The organism is Nostoc sp. (assembly GCF_036919575.1).
Lineage (GTDB): Bacteria > Cyanobacteriota > Cyanobacteriia > Cyanobacteriales > Nostocaceae > Nostoc.
The window spans coordinates 60963-81234 of sequence record NZ_JBALBY010000130.1 but is presented as its reverse complement, the minus strand read 5'-3'; the positions used below and the strand labels follow the sequence as shown (position 1 = coordinate 81234).

At 42.1% G+C, this 20272-nt stretch carries 16 protein-coding genes; 13 read left to right on the top strand and 3 right to left on the bottom strand.

Annotated elements, in window-relative coordinates:
• Positions 1 to 167: 167 nt before the first annotated feature.
• The 5 genes from V7K27_RS35160 to V7K27_RS35140 all read left to right on the top strand — a co-directional run bounded on the left by V7K27_RS35160 (position 168) and on the right by V7K27_RS35140 (position 6248).
• Positions 168 to 812, top strand: a complete 645-nt coding sequence (locus tag V7K27_RS35160; protein ID WP_334953469.1) for a Uma2 family endonuclease — start codon at positions 168 to 170, stop codon at positions 810 to 812.
• A 13-nt stretch (positions 813 to 825) separates the two neighbouring features.
• Positions 826 to 1575, top strand: coding sequence for a 16S rRNA (uracil(1498)-N(3))-methyltransferase (locus tag V7K27_RS35155; protein ID WP_334953468.1), 750 nt, complete (start codon positions 826 to 828; stop codon positions 1573 to 1575).
• A gap of 64 nt (positions 1576 to 1639) precedes the next feature.
• Positions 1640 to 2704 carry a tetratricopeptide repeat protein gene (locus V7K27_RS35150; protein WP_334953467.1) on the top strand — a complete coding sequence of 355 codons (1065 nt, stop codon included), beginning with the start codon at positions 1640 to 1642 and terminating at the stop codon, positions 2702 to 2704.
• A gap of 18 nt (positions 2705 to 2722) precedes the next feature.
• Complete coding sequence (locus tag V7K27_RS35145; RefSeq protein ID WP_334953466.1) at positions 2723 to 3601, top strand: DUF4351 domain-containing protein; 879 nt, start codon at positions 2723 to 2725, stop codon at positions 3599 to 3601.
• 325 nt (positions 3602 to 3926) lie between these two features.
• Positions 3927 to 6248: a VIT domain-containing protein gene (locus V7K27_RS35140; RefSeq protein ID WP_334953465.1), complete on the top strand. Its 2322-nt coding sequence runs from the start codon at positions 3927 to 3929 to the stop codon at positions 6246 to 6248.
• A 30-nt stretch (positions 6249 to 6278) separates the two neighbouring features.
• Here the strand turns inward: V7K27_RS35140 and V7K27_RS35135 are convergent, their stop codons facing one another.
• The gene (locus tag V7K27_RS35135; protein ID WP_334953464.1) at positions 6279 to 6809 is read right to left on the bottom strand and encodes a hypothetical protein; all 531 of its coding nucleotides are present in this window, start codon (positions 6807 to 6809) and stop codon (positions 6279 to 6281) included.
• An 817-nt stretch (positions 6810 to 7626) separates the two neighbouring features.
• Here V7K27_RS35135 and V7K27_RS35130 point away from each other — a divergent pair.
• The gene (locus V7K27_RS35130) at positions 7627 to 8262 is read left to right on the top strand and encodes an esterase/lipase family protein (RefSeq protein WP_334953463.1); all 636 of its coding nucleotides are present in this window, start codon (positions 7627 to 7629) and stop codon (positions 8260 to 8262) included.
• A gap of 62 nt (positions 8263 to 8324) precedes the next feature.
• Here V7K27_RS35130 and V7K27_RS35125 read toward each other — a convergent pair whose 3' ends face one another.
• Complete coding sequence (locus V7K27_RS35125) at positions 8325 to 8756, bottom strand: VOC family protein (protein WP_334953462.1); 432 nt, start codon at positions 8754 to 8756, stop codon at positions 8325 to 8327.
• Positions 8757 to 9331: 575 nt separating this feature from the next.
• On the opposite strand from V7K27_RS35125, the gene V7K27_RS35120 reads away from it, so the two are divergent.
• The 7 genes from V7K27_RS35120 (at position 9332) to nblS (ending at position 19549) form a co-directional block, all read left to right on the top strand.
• Positions 9332 to 10129 carry a TIGR00297 family protein gene (locus V7K27_RS35120; protein WP_334953461.1) on the top strand — a complete coding sequence of 266 codons (798 nt, stop codon included), beginning with the start codon at positions 9332 to 9334 and terminating at the stop codon, positions 10127 to 10129.
• Between the two features lie 608 nt (positions 10130 to 10737).
• A complete protein-coding gene (locus tag V7K27_RS35115; protein WP_334953460.1) occupies positions 10738 to 11520 on the top strand; it encodes a peptidylprolyl isomerase in 783 nt (260 codons plus the stop codon).
• A complete protein-coding gene (locus V7K27_RS35110) occupies positions 11469 to 14261 on the top strand; it encodes a peptidase domain-containing ABC transporter (protein ID WP_334953459.1) in 2793 nt (930 codons plus the stop codon). Before V7K27_RS35115 ends, V7K27_RS35110 begins: the two co-directional genes overlap by 52 nt.
• Before the next feature lie 337 nt (positions 14262 to 14598).
• Positions 14599 to 14838 carry a hypothetical protein gene (locus V7K27_RS35105; protein ID WP_334953458.1) on the top strand — a complete coding sequence of 80 codons (240 nt, stop codon included), beginning with the start codon at positions 14599 to 14601 and terminating at the stop codon, positions 14836 to 14838.
• Complete coding sequence (locus tag V7K27_RS35100; protein ID WP_334953457.1) at positions 14835 to 15101, top strand: type II toxin-antitoxin system RelE family toxin; 267 nt, start codon at positions 14835 to 14837, stop codon at positions 15099 to 15101. The genes V7K27_RS35105 and V7K27_RS35100 overlap by 4 nt, the downstream gene beginning before the upstream one ends.
• A gap of 496 nt (positions 15102 to 15597) precedes the next feature.
• A complete protein-coding gene (locus tag V7K27_RS35095) occupies positions 15598 to 17142 on the top strand; it encodes a S8 family peptidase (RefSeq protein ID WP_334953456.1) in 1545 nt (514 codons plus the stop codon).
• A 460-nt stretch (positions 17143 to 17602) separates the two neighbouring features.
• Positions 17603 to 19549 carry a two-component system sensor histidine kinase NblS gene (gene nblS, locus V7K27_RS35090; protein WP_334953455.1) on the top strand — a complete coding sequence of 649 codons (1947 nt, stop codon included), beginning with the start codon at positions 17603 to 17605 and terminating at the stop codon, positions 19547 to 19549.
• Positions 19550 to 19717: 168 nt separating this feature from the next.
• On the opposite strand, the gene V7K27_RS35085 is transcribed toward nblS, so the two are convergent.
• Positions 19718 to 19951 (bottom strand): hypothetical protein, encoded by a 234-nt coding sequence (locus tag V7K27_RS35085; RefSeq protein WP_334953454.1) that lies wholly within the window; start codon positions 19949 to 19951, stop codon positions 19718 to 19720.
• Positions 19952 to 20272 lie beyond the last annotated feature (321 nt).

The following is a 20272-nucleotide window of genomic DNA, read 5'->3' as shown; positions in this document are numbered from 1 at the left end:
GGAAGACCCTAATTTTTTTAACGAACCGCTAAGGACGCAAAGAACGCAAAGGAAGAGAAGAAGAGAAGAAGAGAAGGAAGAAATGTTTAACTGAACTGTATTGGAATAAATAGGTAATCTGATAGCGGGAAGGGAGTTAGTCAACACATCCACAGGAAAACTGAACTATGGTAACGACAGCAAAATTCGCAGAAACTAGGGATGTGCTGCAAAACATTAGCTGGGAGACATTCAAAGCTATGCTGGCAGATATGGGATCTGAGCGAAATAAAAGGCTAGCTTATCACAACGGTATTGTAGAAATTATGACGCCGCAGATGCCACACGAGAACTCAAACCGTCTGATTGAAGGTTTTGTTCTTGTGTTGTGTGAAGAATTTGGTTTAGAAGTTAAAAGCGCTGGCTCGTTGACGATGACGCGGGATGATTTGGAGCAAGGAGCCGAGCCGGACAGTAGTTACTATATCCAAAATGAATTGTTAGTCCGCAATAAAGAAAATATTGACCTGAATACAGACCCACCACCAGACATAGTATTGGAAGTAGAATATTCCAGACCGAAGATAGACAAGTTGACCCTTTATGCTTCAATGGGAGTCCCAGAATTCTGGCGGTATAACGGAAATATGTTGAGAATCTACGTCCTTAATAGTGGGCAATACTCGCAAAGCGATCGCAGTCCAACTTTTGCGCCTGTGCTGGTAACGGAGATTCCCCGATTTATCCAAGAAAGCAAGCAAGTTGGACAAATAGCAGCAACTCGTAATTTCCGTATCTGGGTTAGACAGCAGATGTCTACAGCAGGACAATAATTTATTAAGAAAAATGTCTCAACTGCAACGAATTGCGATCGCACCCTCTCAATTTCAACAAGGGCAAATTTTGCTCACCAAAGAACAACAGCATTATTTGGGGCGGGTATTGCGCTTGCGTGAAGGCGATCGCTTTATTGCAATGGATGGTAAAGGAAAATGGTGGTTGGCGCAGCTAGCAGGAGAACAAGCAGAGGTTTTAGAACCACTGACAGTAGAAACTGAATTACCTGTATCAATTACGCTGATGGTGGCATTGCCCAAAGGGAATGGATTTGATGAAGTTGTGCGGTGTTGTACGGAGTTGGGAGTAACTTGTATTGCACCATTATTGAGCGATCGCACTTTGCTTCATCCTAGTCCTCAAAAACTCGAACGCTGGCGGCGCATCGCTGCGGAAGCCGCCGAACAATCAGAGCGCTCTTTTGTACCGACCATTTTAGAGCCTGTTACTTTTAATACGGGTTTGTCATTAGTCATGGGTCATTTGTCATTTGCAAACAGCCAGCAATATATCTGTGTAGCGCGTGGTGAGTTTCCTCATTTGAAAGATTGCTTACAGCACAAACAACAAATGACAAATGACAAAGGACAAATGACAATTGTGATTGCTACTGGGCCAGAAGGGGGATGGACAACACCAGAAATTGAGAATGCGAAGTCAGCTGGATTTCAACCTGTTTCCCTTGGTCGGCGCATCCTGAGAGCAGTTACAGCCCCAGTAGTAGCATTATCCTTGATTACCGCAAGTTGTGAAGTATAAATGATTTATAGCTCACGCAAAATGACTTTGGCGTGAGATATTCCTCCAGTGTGCATTTAAAGTGATGATTGAGCAAGTTGCGATCGCTTTTGACCATAAAGACTATCAAACAGCTGCTAAATTACTTAAACAGCTGCAAAAAGAATCGCCCGAAAATCCTTGGGTACAATATTATCTCGGTCGGCTACATGAAGTATCTGAAAAGCGCCAAGAGGCAGAAAAAATTTATCGGCAACTGCTGCGAGATACAACGAATAGTAAAATAGTGTCACTCGCACGTCAAGGTTTGCAACGGCTACAAGAAATGCAGCTAGAAGAAAGACAAAGAGCGATTTCCCAAGCAATAGCCCAACCAAATAATACCGAATTTGGCGTACTAATCTTAGAGCCACTCAGTACCGAGATGAAAACAGAAGCGTCTCGAAAATTTGCCCAGATTATGCAGCTAGACCCCTACACCGCACGATTAATACTGCCAAGTCGTGGCTGGAGGTTGTACCGCACCGGCCCAATAGGAGAGCTAAAATTTTATGGCGAACAGCTACAGCAGGCTGGTATTCCCTGCTTTTGGGCAACAATAGCTGAAATTCAGCAAATTCAAGTTTATCAGGTCAAATATTTCCAAGAATCTACCCCACAAGCTACTATTGTTTGCTGCAACGAGGCAAATCAACTGGGTTCCCTCACCTTTGATTGGTCAGAAGTCACAGCAAAAGTAGTCGGACTGTTGCCGATTTTTGAACAAGTTGTAGATGTTGATGCCCGCCGTAAACTCGAATGGAAAACCCAAATACAAGACTATGCCCAGTTTTGTGATTTACACCTACTTGGTAGACGTTGCATTCTCCGACTTGATGATAACGGCTATGAATTCCAGCAAGGTTTAGAAATCATTCCCCAAGATAGCCAAAATACAATCAGAATTCATTGGAATAGTTTATCGAGTTGGATTGACCAGCAACTACCTCAAGTCAAAATTTGGTCAGATTTCACGTCCTTTGCCGATACAACATTAGATCAAACAGAAATGCTGGGTCATATCAAGTCTCACATTCATTTGTTTCGTAGGGAAGAGACTAATTGGGACTCGGCTTTTCATTTATATAGTGGACTGGTGTTGGTTAAATAATTCGTAGACAAGTATGAAATGACGCGCTTTATACATGACAAATTCGCCAAGGACTATCTGGAAGAATTACTAAAAGATTACGGAGAAGTCAAGCCATCAGAAAAAGTTTCAGGAGAGATTAAAGAAATAGATGTTTTGTTTACTCCTTCTAAACAGCAAAGCTCTAATTTACAAGTGCTAGGATTGCTAGGAAGATTTGCTGAACATCCTGCGATAATAGAACCCTTCCGCAATCCAGCTTCTACCGATGAAATATGCGACTGTATTCTAAAATTATTAGAAAGAAAGGCTCTCGTGCGACGAGAGGCGAAAGCAAATAAAACCAAACTTCAGGAGTCAGAAATTCCCAAATTGTGGGTTCTTACACCTACCGTATCTGAAGCTAGATTGTCTAGCTTTGGAACTATTCAAAAAGAAGGTTGGTTATCGGGAGTACATTTTATGCCAGATGCCTTGCGGACAGCAATTGTAGCGATACACCAACTACCGAAAACACCGGAAACGTTATGGTTGAGGCTTTTGGGAAGGGGAAGTGTGCAATCACAAGCTATTGTCGAGTTGCAAGCGTTACCATTAAATTATCCATACCAAAAAGCAACACTCGAATTAGTTTATAACCTGCGCGAAAACTTGAGAGTAAATCAAGAATTAGAAGAAGATGATCGGGAGTTAATTATGCGACTTGAACCACTTTATCAAAGAGACAGAGAACAAGCTGTACAGTCAGGAGAACAACGTTTAGTTCTACGCTTACTCAATCGCCGTATTGGGGAAATTAATGCCTCATTAATCGAGAGAATTAAAGGATTATCGATTGAAAAATTAGAGAATTTAGGAGAAGCATTACTAGACTTTTCTAGTGTTGCTGATTTAGAAACTTGGTTAAACCAACAATAAGATAAATCATCATCAGTGGATTAATTAATTTATAGCAATCCGATTTGATTTTTGAAAAAATCTAAGAGGATGTTTGAAAAGTCCTCTTGTCGGTAGTAAAACGTTCTAGATCCCCCTAAATCCACGCCACGTGCTTCAAGTCGGGAAACCCGCCCAACGCAGTGGCTCCCCTTAAAAAAGGGGACTTTGATTCCGGTTCCCCCCTTTTTAAGGGGGGTTAGGGGGGATCTAGAAGTACTTAAAATCACATCCAATTACTTTTCAAACAGCCTCTAAGTATGGTTAGTCTAGGTTTATATTCCACACAAAACAAGCTATAAAATCTATGAATACAGTAAGTGCTAAAAACCAACAGCTAGGGGGTTTGTACATTCAATCCCCTGAAGAACAGCAGCTAGTTTTTCCGCTCAAGCATACGGAAGTTATAGCAAAAATTGCAGGTAACTTGTCACGAGTTCAGGTGATTCAAAGCTTTGAAAATCCCTTCACGCAGCTTTTAGAAGCAGTGTATATCTTTCCGTTACCCGATGAGGCGGCGGTGGATGACATGGAAATCAAAATAGGCGATCGCACTATCAAAGGCAATATTAAAAAACGTGAAGAAGCTGTAGCCATCTACGAAAAGGCAAAACAAGAAGGACGCACCGCCGGACTTCTAGAACAGCAACGAGACAACATCTTTACCCAATCTCTGGCTAACATCAAACCTGGTGAACAAATCGATGTCACAATTCGTTACACCGAAAGTTTAAAATTTGAGGCTGGAAACTACGAATTTGTTTTCCCGATGGTGGTGGGGCCAAGATATATCCCAGGAACGCCGATAGATGGTAGCGGTGATACAGACCAAGTTCCTGATGCTTCCCGAATTACACCGCCTATAGTGTTGGAGGGAACGCGTAGACGTCACAATATTAATGTCACAGTAGAAATTGATGCAGGTTTACCAATTTCTGAAGTGCGTTCTCCTTCACATCAATTAAAAATTGAACACTCAGGTCAAATTGTGGGGATTCAATTAGCCGGAGAAGATACAATTCCCAACAAAGATTTAATTCTCTGCTATCAAATTTCTGGTAAAGAAACTCAATCCACAGTATTAACTCAAGCTGACGATCGCGGCGGACATTTTGCAATATATCTGATTCCCGCTTTGGAATATTCTACTGATCAAATTGTCCCTAAAGATGTCGTATTTTTGATGGATACCTCCGGTTCGCAATCTGGCGATCCGTTGCAAAAGTGTCAGGAATTGATGCGGCGATTTATCAATGGGTTAAATCCCCACGATACTTTCACAATTATCGATTTTTCCGATAGAGTCAGGCAGTTATCGCCAACACCTCTGCCGAATACATCAGAAAATCGTGCCCAAGCGATCGCTTACATTAACAATTTACAAGCTGCTGGCAGCACAGAAATGCTCAGTGGCATTCGTACAGCCATAAATTTCCCCACACCAGCCGGAAGATTACGCAGTGTTGTACTCCTAACCGATGGCTACATCGGTAACGAAAATGAGATTTTATCAGAGGTACAACAGCACTTACAACCAGGAAATCGCCTTTACAGTTTCGGTGCTGGTAGTTCAGTTAACCGTTTTTTACTAAATCGCATCGCCGAAATTGGCCGGGGAATATCCCGAATTATTCGTCATGATGAACCCACAGAAGAAGTTGCCGAAAAGTTTTACAGGCAAATCAACAATCCCGTACTTACAAATATTCAAGTCTCTTGGCATGGTGGCACAGAATCGCCTGTGATTTACCCAGCTACAGCGCCTGATTTATTCACCGCACAACCATTAGTTTTATTTGGTCGCAAACAGGATAGAGTCGGCGGTAATCTGCAAATCTCCGGCATTGCTGCGGGCGGTAAGCACTATGAAAAAACGTTTAACCTCATATTTGAGGAAACAGGAAATCTTGCTGTAGCGCAGTTATGGGGACGTGCTTGCATCAAAGATTTGATGAATCAAATGGTGAGCTTTGAAACAAAAGCTGGTGTAGAAGCAGTTACAGAAACCTCCTTAACTTATCAATTGCTTTCTCAATACACCGCTTTTGTGGCTGTCAGCGATGACGTGCGGGTTGAACCAGGAAGCGAATATGTGTCTATGCAAGTGCCAGTAGAAATGCCTGAAGCAGTTAGTTACCTTGGTGGTGTTCCTGCTGGTGGTTTTGCGCCTCAAGTCTCAAGCTTAAAGGCAGCAGCACCAGTTCTAGATTTTCTCTTTGCAGACGTTCCAGATTTTCTCAAGCAAAGGCGATCGCCAAAATCCCCAGTAGCCAAAGAAGTTGATATCTCTTTGAGCTTTGATTCCCAGAAGATGGAACTAGGTAAAATATCAGACGCAGCCATCAACCATCAGCTAGAAGTAATCAGCGTTACTGGCTTGGATGAAACAGGAATTGCTAACCTAACCCAACACCTTCAACAACTAAACTTTCCTTCAGGCTTCAGTGGTGAAATCGTCTTTGAGTTCACCGTCAACAAAGGTCGGGTAGGACGGGTAGTTTTGGATGAGAAAGCCTCAACCCTAAAAGATGCAGTTGTAGTGGAGAAAATTAAGCGATCGCTCCTACTTTGGAGAGTTTCTCCATCTACAACTGGCAAAGTTATCTTAACCTTGCATATTCACGTTTAACTTGTATAGACCGTAAATTTACGATCTCTATCAATTTTTAGACGTTTTAACCTGACGTGCCATCTCTAAGTAAGCACTCATATTCGCCCCTGGACGACGACGACCATTAGAACTAGTAGTCGAAGGTGCAAGATATTTTGGTGCAAAGGTTGTTTCAGTTGGCTGCTCTTTGAGTACTTTGGCTGCTGCGGCTTTTCCATTTTTGCCAGGTTCAACTCTAAGACCTTCAGCAGTTTGGACTAGCTGAACATCAGCTGGTTTAGGATTTTTAGCTGATTTTGCCTTAGTCGCGGCGGTTTTTGTTCCGTTCAATGAATCTGGCTTGGATAAAGTTGGTGCTTCTGATGCAATTGTTGCCGTTACTTTCTTAGCATTCGCTGCAACTGTTTCTGCGACTTTCTTGGCGTTCGATGCTACCTCTTTGGCAGCATCTTTGGCTTCGTCCAATTCTAAGAAGTAGCCGTTGCTTTTCTTCTTCCCTGGTAACAGTCCGGTAATGAAACCCAGGATACCGCTAAGAAAACCCTGAATACCCGAAATTAACTTTTTGATAAAATCCATTACAATTACTCCTGCTTTTACCTTTTATATTTGGAACTCGACCGTAATTATTAAAAATTACGACAAAATGTTACATTTTACTGCTTGGCATCACGTCGTTATAGTGACAACGCTTATAGGCTTGTGCTTAATCAACATTGTAGTAAAACTATAGGGCAAATGTTTTTTTGCAGGCACTTGCAACCTGTACACACCGAGAATTAATTATTAAATTTTACTGTAGCCAAGAGCAAGATTCTGAAAGCAAGCTTGACAAAAATTAACATTTCTTTGTTTGGTAAATTTCTAATTGAAGTGAAGCAAGCAGTTAACTCTCAACCAGTGGGAGGAGTGTCATAGCCGAATGGCAGATGGCGAGATTAATTGGTTAAATTTCATACATACTACTTTTGTCAACATTTCCGTTTTGGAAAAATATCTTTTAGGACTTACGCACAAGAGATCCCCCAACCCCCGATAAATTGGGGGCTTTTAAGATCCCCCCTTTTTAAGGGGGGTTAGGGGGGATCAAGGTTTCAGGTTTTCAATGCGTAAGTCCTGTCTTTTAAAGAATCCCAAAAGCAACAACTTCAGTTTGTAGAGCAATCTTTAGCTATTTGTAGACTTATATCTTGCACCAGGCGACTGGAAGTCGCGGCTACACGAGGCAAAACCAGCCTGCGCGGGTTGAAAACATTGATTTTGCGTTAGTCTGTGCAGGCGGACTTCGTTTGTATAGCCGCGATTTCTAATCGCTAGGGCTAGGTGCAAGATGTGAGTAGAGCAGTCTTTAGCTATAAAAGTGAAATACACCCATTAAGTCAGCCAAATTTTGTAAATGAACACTGAAAATCAACAACTCAATCCCGTTTTGTTAATACACGGGATTGACGACACAGAGGCAATTTTCCATAAAATGAGGGCATACCTAATACAACGGGGTTGGTCTGTATATAGCCTGGATCTGGTTCCCAATAATGGTCATGTGGGTCTTGATGAATTGGCAAAGCAAGTAGCCGATTATGTTACAGCTACCTTTGCGCCAGAACAACGCTTAGATTTAGTAGGCTTCAGCATGGGAGGAATTGTCAGCCGTTACTATATTCAGCGACTGGGAGGAATTAACCGCGTGCAGAGGTTTGTCACCATCTCTTCGCCCCATCATGGAACTGTGGTTGCTTATGGTTCCTGGCGTCCTGGTTGCGTACAAATGCGCCCCGACAGCATTTTTCTCCAGGATTTAAATTCTGATGCTGTAATATTGGGGCAGCTAGATTTTACGTCTATCTGGACACCTTATGATTTGATGATTGTCCCAGCGAATAGTTCACAAATGTCCGTAGGACGCGAAGTAATAGTACCAGTTGCTCTACACCCTTGGATGCTAACAGACCCCAGGAGTTTAGCAGTAGTCACAGCAGCTTTAGCAAAGCCTATTAAGCTACCCTTGCTGAAGAAAAAATCCACTCAGTAGCCAGGATACTTGCCACGCTTGATTTATTCATCTATAATTACAAATTACGAATTACGAATTTCTTAAGTCCTATCCCCAATTTGTGTATGTTCGTAACTTCCAAAAATCGCCTCCGCGTGACGATAATACTTGAATTCCATTAGGTTATAAAAGGGATCTTCTAAAAAGAAAGTGCGATGCTCAAGAGGAGAACCAACAAAGCGATTTTTAATTTCTTCACGAAAAAATAGCTGTTGTTGTTGTGCCCTTTCTAGTAAGTCTTGCCAGTCACGTTCTTGGGTAAAAACTAGCCCAAAGTGTCTGGGATAGATAGTCTTTTGCGGTATCAATGATTCTTTGGTGACGTGAGCCACTAGTTGATGACCGTAGAGATTGAGAATCAGGGCATGCTGGTTTTCACGACCAGGAATGCAGCCCAAGCCATCCACGTAATATGCTTTTGTTTGGGCAACGTCAGTTACAGGGAAAGCAAGATGGAATAAAGTTTGGCTCATAGCTTGTGTGGAAAAGACTACTAGTTGATGCTATCTATAATTTATAACGAAATAATTAAATTAGAATCCCCTTTCTAGCCAGACGCTTGCGCGAACCCTTGATAGCTGGGGAGTGTCAAGCTCTTAAGTCTTGATTGTGGTCAACTGGAACACAGTTTTAATTGAGATTAACTTATATCCTTTATCCTGATGACTAAGATTGGGGACTGAGTAACACTTCATCTGCTGCACATGCAGCTATACTAATTTAGGTTTGCATGGGCAGACGCTTCGGAACGGAGATTTAATAACTTACAACTTTATTAGAGTGCTTTAGATGGGTTGCCACTCGAAGAATCCACACAACTAAACAGAAGTTTTGCATTTTGTTTAATCCAGGTTCTTTAGTCAATATTGCAGTGTATATCTGAGATGTTGTTTGTGCTTTTGGACTCAGCTTTCAAGTCTACGCGATCGCTATTCAGTTAATAATACAAACATATTACTTTAGCTGGGGAGGTGTCAGAGATTAAGCACTAAGCATGACAAATTCGTTATTCTGTTGATGTTTAGACAAAATTACTCATGATTAGCTGATGTCATCCTTAATTGATTCTGTAAATCCCTGGTTGGTGGCAGTCGGATTAAACACAATTTTATTGGGTTTAGCTTGGATTGCTCCGAAAAAGCTGCTTACCCCTGCTGGATTATTCCACGCCTGGTTTCTGTCCATCCTGATTTGGGTAACTCTCGGCTGGCAAGGATATGCAGTAGTAATGTTCTATTTTCTGGTTGGTTCTGGCGTTACCCGCATCGGTATGGCGCAGAAGGAGGCAGAAGGAATTGCCGAAAAGCGTTCTGGGGCAAGAGGCCCAGAAAATGTTTGGGGTTCGGCTTTAACTGGGGCGCTGTGTGCTTTGGGAGTAGGAATAATAAATTCGGGATTTCTTGTACCGAGTTCCCAATCCTTAGTCCCCAATCTCCAGTCCTTATTATTGTTAGGCTATGTAGCGAGTTTCAGTACCAAGCTGGCTGACACCACTGCCAGCGAAGTTGGTAAAGCTTATGGTAAAAGTACCTTTCTAATTACCACACTCCAACCAGTGCCTCGCGGTACAGAAGGAGCGATAAGTTTAGAGGGAACTTTAGCTGGGATCGTGGCTTCTGTAGCGATCGCATTTGTGGGTTGGGGAGTTGGTTTAATTGATCTATTGGGAGTGGCTTGGTGTGTGCTGGCAGCATTTATTGCCACCAACTTAGAAAGTGTAATTGGGGCAACACTGCAATCTAAGTATACCTGGCTGACCAATGAAGTAGTAAATATTTTCAATACATTAATCGGTGCGATCGCGGCTGTGCTACTTGCCTCGACATGGATAAGTATCATTAAGTAGACAGATGAGCATAAACAATTACTGATTAAAATCGCGTATGGGACGATTTTTCTACGTCAGTTCCGACAACTTTGGTAACAAAAGCAAGGCAGTGGCTCCACTTTTAGCAACTGGCGTAGAAAACGGGCAAGAAACAATACTTAATATATTTTTGTTTATTTTTGCCTATCTACCTACCTGATTATTTCTCTGAATCTATAAAGATTTGGTTACATAACTTGCTTTACCTGACAACTGAATATTTTCAATCCTGTTTTGTCGCCGCTAGTCCGTAAAACTGATCATGGCAAATTATTTTATTTCCTAGTTACAGCAGATTTCAAAGAAAGTGAAGTACACAAGCTAAGTCTCAAAGCTTTTTTTACTTCTGAATTCTGACTTCTGAATTCTGAATTCTGACTTCTGAATTCTGACTTCTGACTTCTGAATTCTGACTTCTGAATTCTGACTTCTGAATTCTGAATTCTTCTTTATATAATTTTTTGACCATTCAGATGTAATTAGTTCATAGAATCTTTATCATATTTATCCATCAATCACCAGATGATCTTTATATGATTTAATTGAAAAGTTCTATAGGTGTTTAATCATTTTCACATAAATAGTTTATGGAATCTTTATCATTTTTGACAATCAATGACCAAATAATTTCTATTGAGTCAGCAGTAAAGTATCTGCAAGCCTCTGGAAAATTAGGACAGTTCATTGGAGATATTCTCCGCCAGTATGTAATTGAAGAAGAAATCCGCATACGAGACGATATTGAGATTGGTACAGCAATAACTGAACAGGCAATTATTGACTTTAGGCTGAAAAATCAACTGACTGATCCCCAAAGTTTTCAAGAATGGTTAAAGACCAATAACACAGATTACGCTAGCTTTTACACCTCGGTGACTTTTGGTTACAAGTTAGAAAAACTGAAAGCTGTAGTCACAGAACCAAAACTCCAAGAATATTTTATTGAACGCAAAATTTTTTTGGATCGGTTAGTACTTTCTCGGATTGTTGTTGATAATCGAGAATTGGTAGACGAACTCCATACCCAAATTGAAGAAGGAGGTAGTTTTGAGCAACTAGCTAAAGAGTATTCACTTGCAGATGACCGAATTGTGAACGGCATGATGGGAATCATCAGCCGAGGCAGTATGCCGGATATATTACGGGCAGCTATTGATGTGGCGAGTCCTGGAGAATTAATCGGGCCAATAGAAATCGTTGGCAAAGACTCTCCCCAAGGAGAAGGGCCTTATGGTTTGTTTCGAGTAGAACAATTTCTCCCCGCGTCCTTAGAAGATACTCAACTAAAGCAAGCACTACAAAATGAGTTATTTGAGAAATGGCTAGCAGAGAAAATTCAAAAACTGACAGTCAAATTACAAGTGAGTTAAAAATTCTGGATAATGAATCTTTACGATTAAAAGTGCTAGCTTCTTTGCCTTGGAATCAGCCACCGCTATGTTGGTTGACTCCCGAACAACAATCCAAGTTGCAAAATGAGTCCCAAACCCGTCAGTATCGTCTTGGAGAAAAAATTTGGTCAAACGATGTTGGCGGTTATCAATTCTTAATTGTGGCTGGGAAAGTCCGCTTGCGAGACGACAGTCGCAACAAGTCGGCAAAGCCGACGCCACTTGCTTCAACCGGGGAAACCCCGGCAACGCAGTGGCTCCCCAATGCGCTGTCTCAAGAAGGCATTAGCAAACCTTTAACAGCTCTAGAAGTGGGCGATTGGTTTGGCGACTTACAAAAGCTGCCTGGAGATTTTAAAGCTGTAGCTGCTAGTAAAGAAGTGATAGTAGTGTGTTGGGATACTGCGCTGTGGGCAGAATTTTCTCACCCACAAATTCAGGAGTTCTGGCAAGTGTTACCAGTAGGGATGGAGGGAGAAAGAGAGACATTTTCCTTCTCTGGCACTCCTGCACTAACGCCAGCTTCCGTAGGGACTTCTAGCCCCCACAGCCTCCAACCCCAAAGAGGACTTCCAGCCGCCAATCTGATCGTTTCAAATTATCCGTTTGTTGCCAGTTGGAACAGCGCTGCTGCCTGTTTAACAATGGTGGCGCAACAGTTAGAAAATTCTGTGCAACTGGAATGGGTGCAGCGCCAACTCAGAGGACAACGCCCAAAACAGGTTGTGGAAGCAGCAGAAAAGTTAGGGTTAGTGTTGCGGCGGTTACAAGTGAGTTGGGGTGAGTTGCGACAACTGTCATTTCCAGCTTTATTGCTGTGGAATTCTGATTCACCCCAGAGTCCATCTTGGGTGGTAGCCTATGGAGTTAAGAGCGATCGCTTAATTATCGCTAACCCTCTAAATCCCGAACGGACTTGTGAAAGCTTGCCGCAGTCTATAGTTGAGGCGTCCTGGGATGGACAATTGTGGCAAGTAGAACTCATATCTCAGCAAGAAAAATTTAACCTCAGTTGGTTTACCCCAGCAGTTTTGAAGTATAAGGGATTGCTCACAGAAGTATTGTTAGCATCTTTTACCTTACAGCTTTTGGGGTTAACAACACCGCTAATTACCCAAGTCGTCATTGATAAAGTGATGGTGCAGGGGAGTTTGCCGACTCTCGATGTGATGGCGATCGCACTTTTATGCGTAGCCATATTTGAGTCCATACTGGGCATTCTGCGCCTATTCATCTTTACCCATACCGCTCGTCGTCTGGATTTAAGTTTATCAGCACAGCTATTTCGCCATTTGATGCGTCTGCCTTTGGCTTATTTTGAGTCGCGGCGCGTCGGAGACACAATAGCACGAGTCCAGGAACTCGAACAAATTCGTCAGTTTCTCACAGGTACAGCATTAACTGTGATTTTAGATAGCATCTTTGCTGTGGTCTACCTAGCATTGATGTTTTACTATAACATCCCACTCACCTTTGTGGCCTTAGCAGTACTGCCGCTATTTGCCACATTAACGATAGTTGCAACACCAATTCTGCGTAACTGGCTCAACGAAACTTTTAACCGGAGTGCCGATAGTCAATCCTTTTTAGTGGAGACAATCACCGGGATTCATTCCGTTAAAGCCCATGCAGCAGAACCAGTAGCCCGCGATCGCTGGGAAGGCTTATTTGCTCGCTTCATTCGCACAGGTTTTAAAGCTTCTACTACCTCCAATATCAGCAGCAACATTGGTGACTTTCTCACCAATTTGTCCACCATGCTGATTCTCTGGTTTGGCGCCAAGTTAGTCATCGATCAAAAGCTCACAATCGGACAGCTAGTTGCGTTTCAAATGCTGTCTGGTAGAGTCACAGGCCCACTTTTGCGCTTAGTACAGTTGTGGCAAAACCTCCAACAAGTGCTACTTTCTGTAGATCGAATTGGTGATATTCTCAACGTTCCCCCTGAAGCGGAACTGGGAACTGGTCTAGTTTTACCACCCCTGAAAGGACAAGTCACCTTCGAGCAAGTATTTTTCCGCTACCGGCCAAACTTTGAAGCAATTCTGCGGGGAATCTCTTTCAATGCCGAACCAGGGCAATTTGTTGGCATTGTCGGACGTAGCGGTTCTGGGAAAAGTACCCTGTCTAAGCTATTGCAACGCCTCTATCAAATTGAATCAGGACGGATTCTCATTGATGGTTTTGATATTAAAAGTGCCGATTTAGCCTCACTGCGGCAACAAGTTAGTGTAGTTCTCCAAGAAGACTTTTTATTCAACGGTTCCATTTTGGAAAATATCACTCTCGGTACTCCCGACATTACCGCAGAGCAAGTAGTAGAAGCGGCAAGATTAGCAGTAGCCCACGACTTCATCAGTCAATTACCCTACGGTTACGAAACCAATGTTGGTGAACGCGGTACGGCTTTATCTGGCGGACAGAGACAGCGTATCGCCCTAGCAAGGCTATTTCTTTCTCAAGCGCCGATTTTAGTTTTGGATGAAGCTACCAGCGCTTTGGATAGTGAAACTGAACAGCAGGTATTGCAAAACCTGCAAAAAATTTCCGCTAACCGTACCGTGTTCTTGATTGCTCACCGCTTTGCTCCCCTCAAACGTGCTGATTTGATTTTGGTATTGGAGCAAGGTGTGATTGCCGAACGTGGTACTCACTCACAGTTGTTGCAACAAAAGGGTTTGTATTGGTCACTATATCAACGGCAACAAGCAAACATTTAGTAGATTTAACTAGGTTTAGGGGTTTAAGTCCCCTGCTTTAAAAGCCAGCCTGTTTTGGGTCGGGGTCTGTCTTGAGAAAACGCTCCACTTGGGCAAAGCCCAAGACCGCGTTTCTCGCTAAATAAGAGTCACAAAACTTACTTGCGACTTGCGACTTGTTTTAACTAGCTTTTAGCTTGTGCCTACTTGATAGATAGTCTTTGGCGAATGGAGTTATGCTTCATTCGCCATTTGATTTGGTTGCAAACTCGGTGTTACGCTTGATAATCATGAGATATCTTTAGACGAAACTAGAAACGGTGGCAGAAAAAGTAAAACCACGCTCGGATGATTAAAAATGAAATCAGTACACGAACGCGAACAATTAATCAAAGATATCAACGTACTGCTAAACCAAGCTTATGACAGTACTCTAGATGAGATTTACGCATTACTTCAAAAAATCGAAGATCAAGAGGAAGATGAAGATTTAAAAGCCTATGAGCTAGCAAAAAAATCCGCCTCGATTGACGGCTCAGTGTCATGGGAGGATGCTAAAAAAGAACTTAAACGAGAAATAAAAAAGGAAGTTGCGTGAGTTATAAAGTTGAAATATTAAAGGGAGCATTAAAACAACTTAAAAAATTATCGCCAGAACTTCAAGAATGCATACAACTTAAAATTGATGATTTAGCCACACAACCCCGTCCAAACGGGGTAAAAAAGCTAAAAGGTAAAGAAAATGCTTATAGGATTAGAGTAGGTGAGTATCGAGTTATATACGATATTTTCGATGATATTCTAGTGGTGAATGTTGTGGAATTTGGACATCGTAGCAAGGTTTATAAGGATGTAACGTGAGTTACGAAGTTAAATTTTCAAGGTGTGCTAATAGTGCCGATTGGGACGGGAGCATCTCAGTGAAAGCAAATATACCAGATGAGAAAAAAGATTCTTGCTCCCTCTCCTTACTAAGGAGAGGGTTGGGGTGAGGTTTTACACTCATTGAGATGCTCCCGATTGGGAGGAACAATTCTAGCTAATCAAAGTTGAAATTAAATATTATTGTATAACTAGCTTTTTAAAAAATAAAGCTGGGCATTTTTCCTGATAATTTATTTTTTTGAAGCCTTCATTAATACACTCTAAAGATTTAAGAATCACTTCAGTAATTTACTCTTAATAAAAATCACATTTATCAGAAGTTTTTTTGGTAATAAAATTAGCATTTTGTTCTGAGATTTCATAGTAATTATTGACAATGGAGCTTGTTTACACATTAAAATCTTTTTCTGGTAAAGGTTTTAACGCTTCAAACTGTCAACAAACGATTGATATCTTTGACTAAAAAATACTTATGATCCGTAATGATGTTAATCACAATCTGTTGTCAAATAAACAGCTAAATGCCCCTTCAATCTCTTCATTAGATACCTTTAATCCGAAGGATGACTACAGCCTCAACCTCAACGGACGTAGTAGCTACAACTCAGCCAATTCTGATGTGCGATCGCAAAATAACGCTAATGCTTTAAGCACTGGAAATTATAACTCCACTAATGGCTATGGCTTAATTAATGCAGCAGCAGCAGTGGCTAGAGCTGCTGGTCAAAATACCTTTGCTGATGTTCCTGACCTTGGTGGCAATAATTGGGGAGCAGACCTTGTTAAAGCACCGGAAGCTTGGGCACATGGATACACAGGTAAAGGCGTTGTTGTTGCGGTTGTAGATACTGGAGTTGACTACAACCACGAGGATTTAAAGGATAATATCTGGACGAATCCCAAGGAAATTGCTGGCAATGGTAAAGATGATGATGGCAATGGCTATGCTGATGATATCCACGGCTGGAACTTTGTTGACAATAATAATAATGTCCTAGATGACAATGGTCATGGCACTCATGTTTCTGGGACGATCGCCGGAGAGAATAATAACTACGGTGTTACTGGTATTGCTTATGATGCCAAGATTATGCCCGTCAAAGTTTTAGATAGCTCTGGCTCTGGTTCCTACAGTTCCATTGGTAAGGGGATTCATTATGCTGTGGACAATGGAGCTAACGTGATTAACCTCAGTTTAGGAGGTAATTATTCCAATCCTACTCTAGAGTCAGCCATTGACTATGCCAGCAGCAAAGGAGTGATTGTCGTCATGGCAGCAGGTAATGATGGTGGCTCATCACCAGATTATCCCGCCAGCTATGCATCCAAGTCGGGAATTGCTGTTGGCGCAGTAGACAAAAATAATAACCTAGCTGACTTCTCTAACCGCTCTGGAACGAATCAAATTTCCTACGTCACAGCCCCAGGAGTCAAAGTCTACTCCTCAGTTCCAAATAATCAGTATGCTACTTATAGCGGTACGTCGATGGCTGCTCCTCACGTTGCTGGTGTAGTTGCCCTGATGCTTAGTGCTAACTCCAAGCTAACTGATGCCCAAGTCCGTGAGATTGTCGCAGACACCGCCGGAAATAGTACACAAACTCCAAGCTCTAGTTTGAATATTTCTCATGTCAGTTCTCTGGCGAGTCAGGTGATTGCAGACACAGCAGTAAATAATACACAAACTACAATCGCTAGTTTTAATAATTCCGATGTCAGTTCTCTGCCAAGGCAGGCAATGTCTGACGACAACCTGCTACGCATCAATGCACAAACTACAAATTATCTCACATCACAGACAATTTCTAGTTTTAATGGTTCCAATTTTGGTTCTCTAATGGGTCAGGCGATTGCAGAAAGGACAAAATATCTGACACCAGCCGAAGATAATAACGGATTAGCCAATCCCGATGTCTGGTCGCAATTCCAAAACTATGAGAAGATTCTGGGCAGCATCAATGTGGATAGTAATAATGAAGATGAGAATAATCTTTATTTTAAACCACATCTGTCGTAGGGGCACAGCAATGCTCATTGGTGTCAACTTAAGCCCAAACTCCTTTAAAATCTCGTTTCCAGCCTCTGGCTGGAAATGCAATTCCTGGTGGCTCTGCCGCCAGTCTTGAGGCGGAGCCTCAATGAGGGGCATTCCCAGTCGGAGACTGGGAACGAGATAATGAGATAATCTGCTAAAAGTTAAGGCAAGAGACGCGATAAATCGCCGTCAAGACAGAGGACTGATTATTGTAAAGACGGCGATTTATCGCGTCTTTGCGATAAGCGGCGTGTCATTAAAAAACCTTATCCGAACCGTATTGCATCAACTCCGATCGCTGAAATCAGGTAAATTCCTTAAGACCACCTTAATCGGAATATCCCCTGTACTCCCCCATGCCGCTAGCATATTTGTCAAATTAACTGTTAATTTTTTAGTAGTTGGGCTTTATAACAAAGACTACTAAGAACTTTATTTTAAGATGCTAGCTCTGTTAAAAACAATTCGAGATGCGATCGCTAGTTGGTGGTCGGAGTTCACTCTCCAGACTAAACTGCTGGCTGTAGCCACAATGGTCGTTTCCTTGGTGATGAGTGGTCTGACCTTCTGGGCTGTGAATACAATTCAGCAGGATGCGCGGATGAATGACACCCGCTTCGGTCGTGACTTGGGATTGCTGCTTGCTGCTAACGTTGCTCCCCTAGTTGCTGACAATAATCTGAGTGAGGTTGCCCAATTTTCCCAACGCTTCTATAGCAGCACCTCTAGTGTGCGTTATATGCTCTACGCTGATGAAACCGGGGAAATCTTTTTTGGCATTCCTTTTTGGGACGCCGAGGTAGAAAACTCCCTCACCATTAAACGGCGGATACAACTGCCAGAAGATTACCCTGGTGATGGGGAAAAGCCGATGGTACGGCAACATACAACCCCAGATGGGATAGTCACCGATGTATTTATTCCCCTAATCGTCAATCAAAAATACTTAGGTGTATTAGCGATCGGTATCAACCCCAATCAGACTGCTGTCATTTCCACCAATTTTACCCGCGATGTCACCATTGCCGTTTTTATCACAATTTGGGTAATGGTGATTTTGGCAGGAGTGATTAACGCTTTGACCATCACTAAGCCGATTAAAGAACTGCTGGTGGGGGTGAAACAAATTGCTACCGGGAATTTCAAGCAGCGCATTGATTTACCATTAGGGGGCGAACTAGGGGAGTTAATTTTAAGCTTTAATGAAATGGGAGAGCGATTAGAGCGCTATGAAGAACAGAATATTGAAGAACTGACCGCAGAAAAAGCCAAGCTAGAAACCTTAGTTTCAACGATCGCCGATGGTGCTGTGTTGATTGATAACAATATGCAGGTGATTTTAGTCAACCCCACAGCAGAGCGAATTTTTGGCTGGGAAGCTGCTGACGTGGTAGGGCGCAATGTGTTACATTACTTGCCACCATCGGTACAAATAGAAATCACCCGTCCTTTGTACGAAATGGCAGCAGGGGAATGCGAAAGCGCCGAATTCCGAATTTTTATTAACCAACCCACCCCACGAACGATCCGCATTCTCTTGACTACAGTACTCAACCTGCAAAGGGAAAGTATCAAAGGTATTGCGATTACTATCCAAGATATTACCCGCGAGGTGGAACTAAATGAGGCAAAAAGTCAATTTATCAGCAACGTTTCTCACGAACTGCGAACGCCTTTATTTAACATCAAAACCTATATTGAAACCCTGCACGACTACGGCGAAGACTTAGCTTTACAAGAACGGCAAGAGTTTCTGCAAACTGTGAACAATGAAACCGATCGCCTAACCCGTCTAGTTAACGATGTTTTGGATTTGTCAAAACTCGAATCTGGTCGCAACTACAGCTTTGATGGCGTAGATTTAGCCCAAGCGATCGAACAAACACTGCGTACTTACCAACTCAATGCTAAAGATAAAGGTGTTGAACTTGTTCAGGAAGTTGCTCCTAATTTGCCCTTAGTAATGGGTAATTATGATCTATTAGTACAAGTGTTTGGCAACCTGATTGGTAATGCCCTTAAATTCACAAAAGCCGGGGGTAAAGTAGCAATCCGCGCCTACCAAGTAGATTTCAAACCCAGTCACACCCAATCTGCTCCAGTGCGGATTGAAATCTCCGATACTGGAATTGGCATCGCCACAGAAGATCAACACTCAATTTTTGAACGCTTCTTCCGCGTAGAAAACCGAGTTCACACTTTAGAAGGCACGGGTTTAGGTTTATCGATTGTCAGAAATATCATCGACAGACATCGTAGTAAAGTCCATCTAGTGAGTGAAGTTGGCATTGGCACCACTTTTTGGTTCGATTTAGCCGCCTTTGAGGAAAAAGCCCCAGCGATACAACTTGAACCTATTGCGGAAGCATCCAAAATCACCACAACTTGAAGGTTAGCGATCGGGCATATCTCGTTATGATCTAATTTTGAGATGATTTGTCACGACAAATTTGATAGGAGCGCCTAACGTATCACATGGTGCGTTAGGCTAAAGCCGTAATCCACTCTATGTCTATATTTCCAATTTAAACGTTTGCAGCTAACGTTGCTTGATTCATCAGAAACGCTTAAATATTTCTTGCAAATATATAACCAGTTGCAGCAAACGTTTAATGCTTTGCAACAAATACTCCTCCATATATAAGAAACCTTTAAGTATTTCCTGCAAACATATAAGCAGTTGCCAGAAACGCTTAATACTTTGCAACAAATGCTCTTCCATATATAAGAAACCTTTAAGTATTTCCTGTAAACATATAAGTAGTTGCCACAAACGCTTAATGCTTTGCAACAAATACTCCTCCATGTATAAAAAACCTTTAAGTGATTGCAACAATTGTTATAACGAACTTATAACCTGATTTGCTACCGGAAATTTTCAAATAATCTAAGCAAAAAAATTGTAGGTTGGGTGGAGGCTTTGCGTAACCCAACATCCTGATATATAGGACTCCTATTTGATTTTTGAAAAAACTCAGCAAAAAAAATTGTAGGGTGGGTGGAGGCTTTGCGTAACCCAACATCCTGATATATGTTGGGTTGCGCTCCGCTCCACCCAACCTACCTCTTATGAAATTTTGTACTAAGGAATAAGAATTAAATAACATATAAT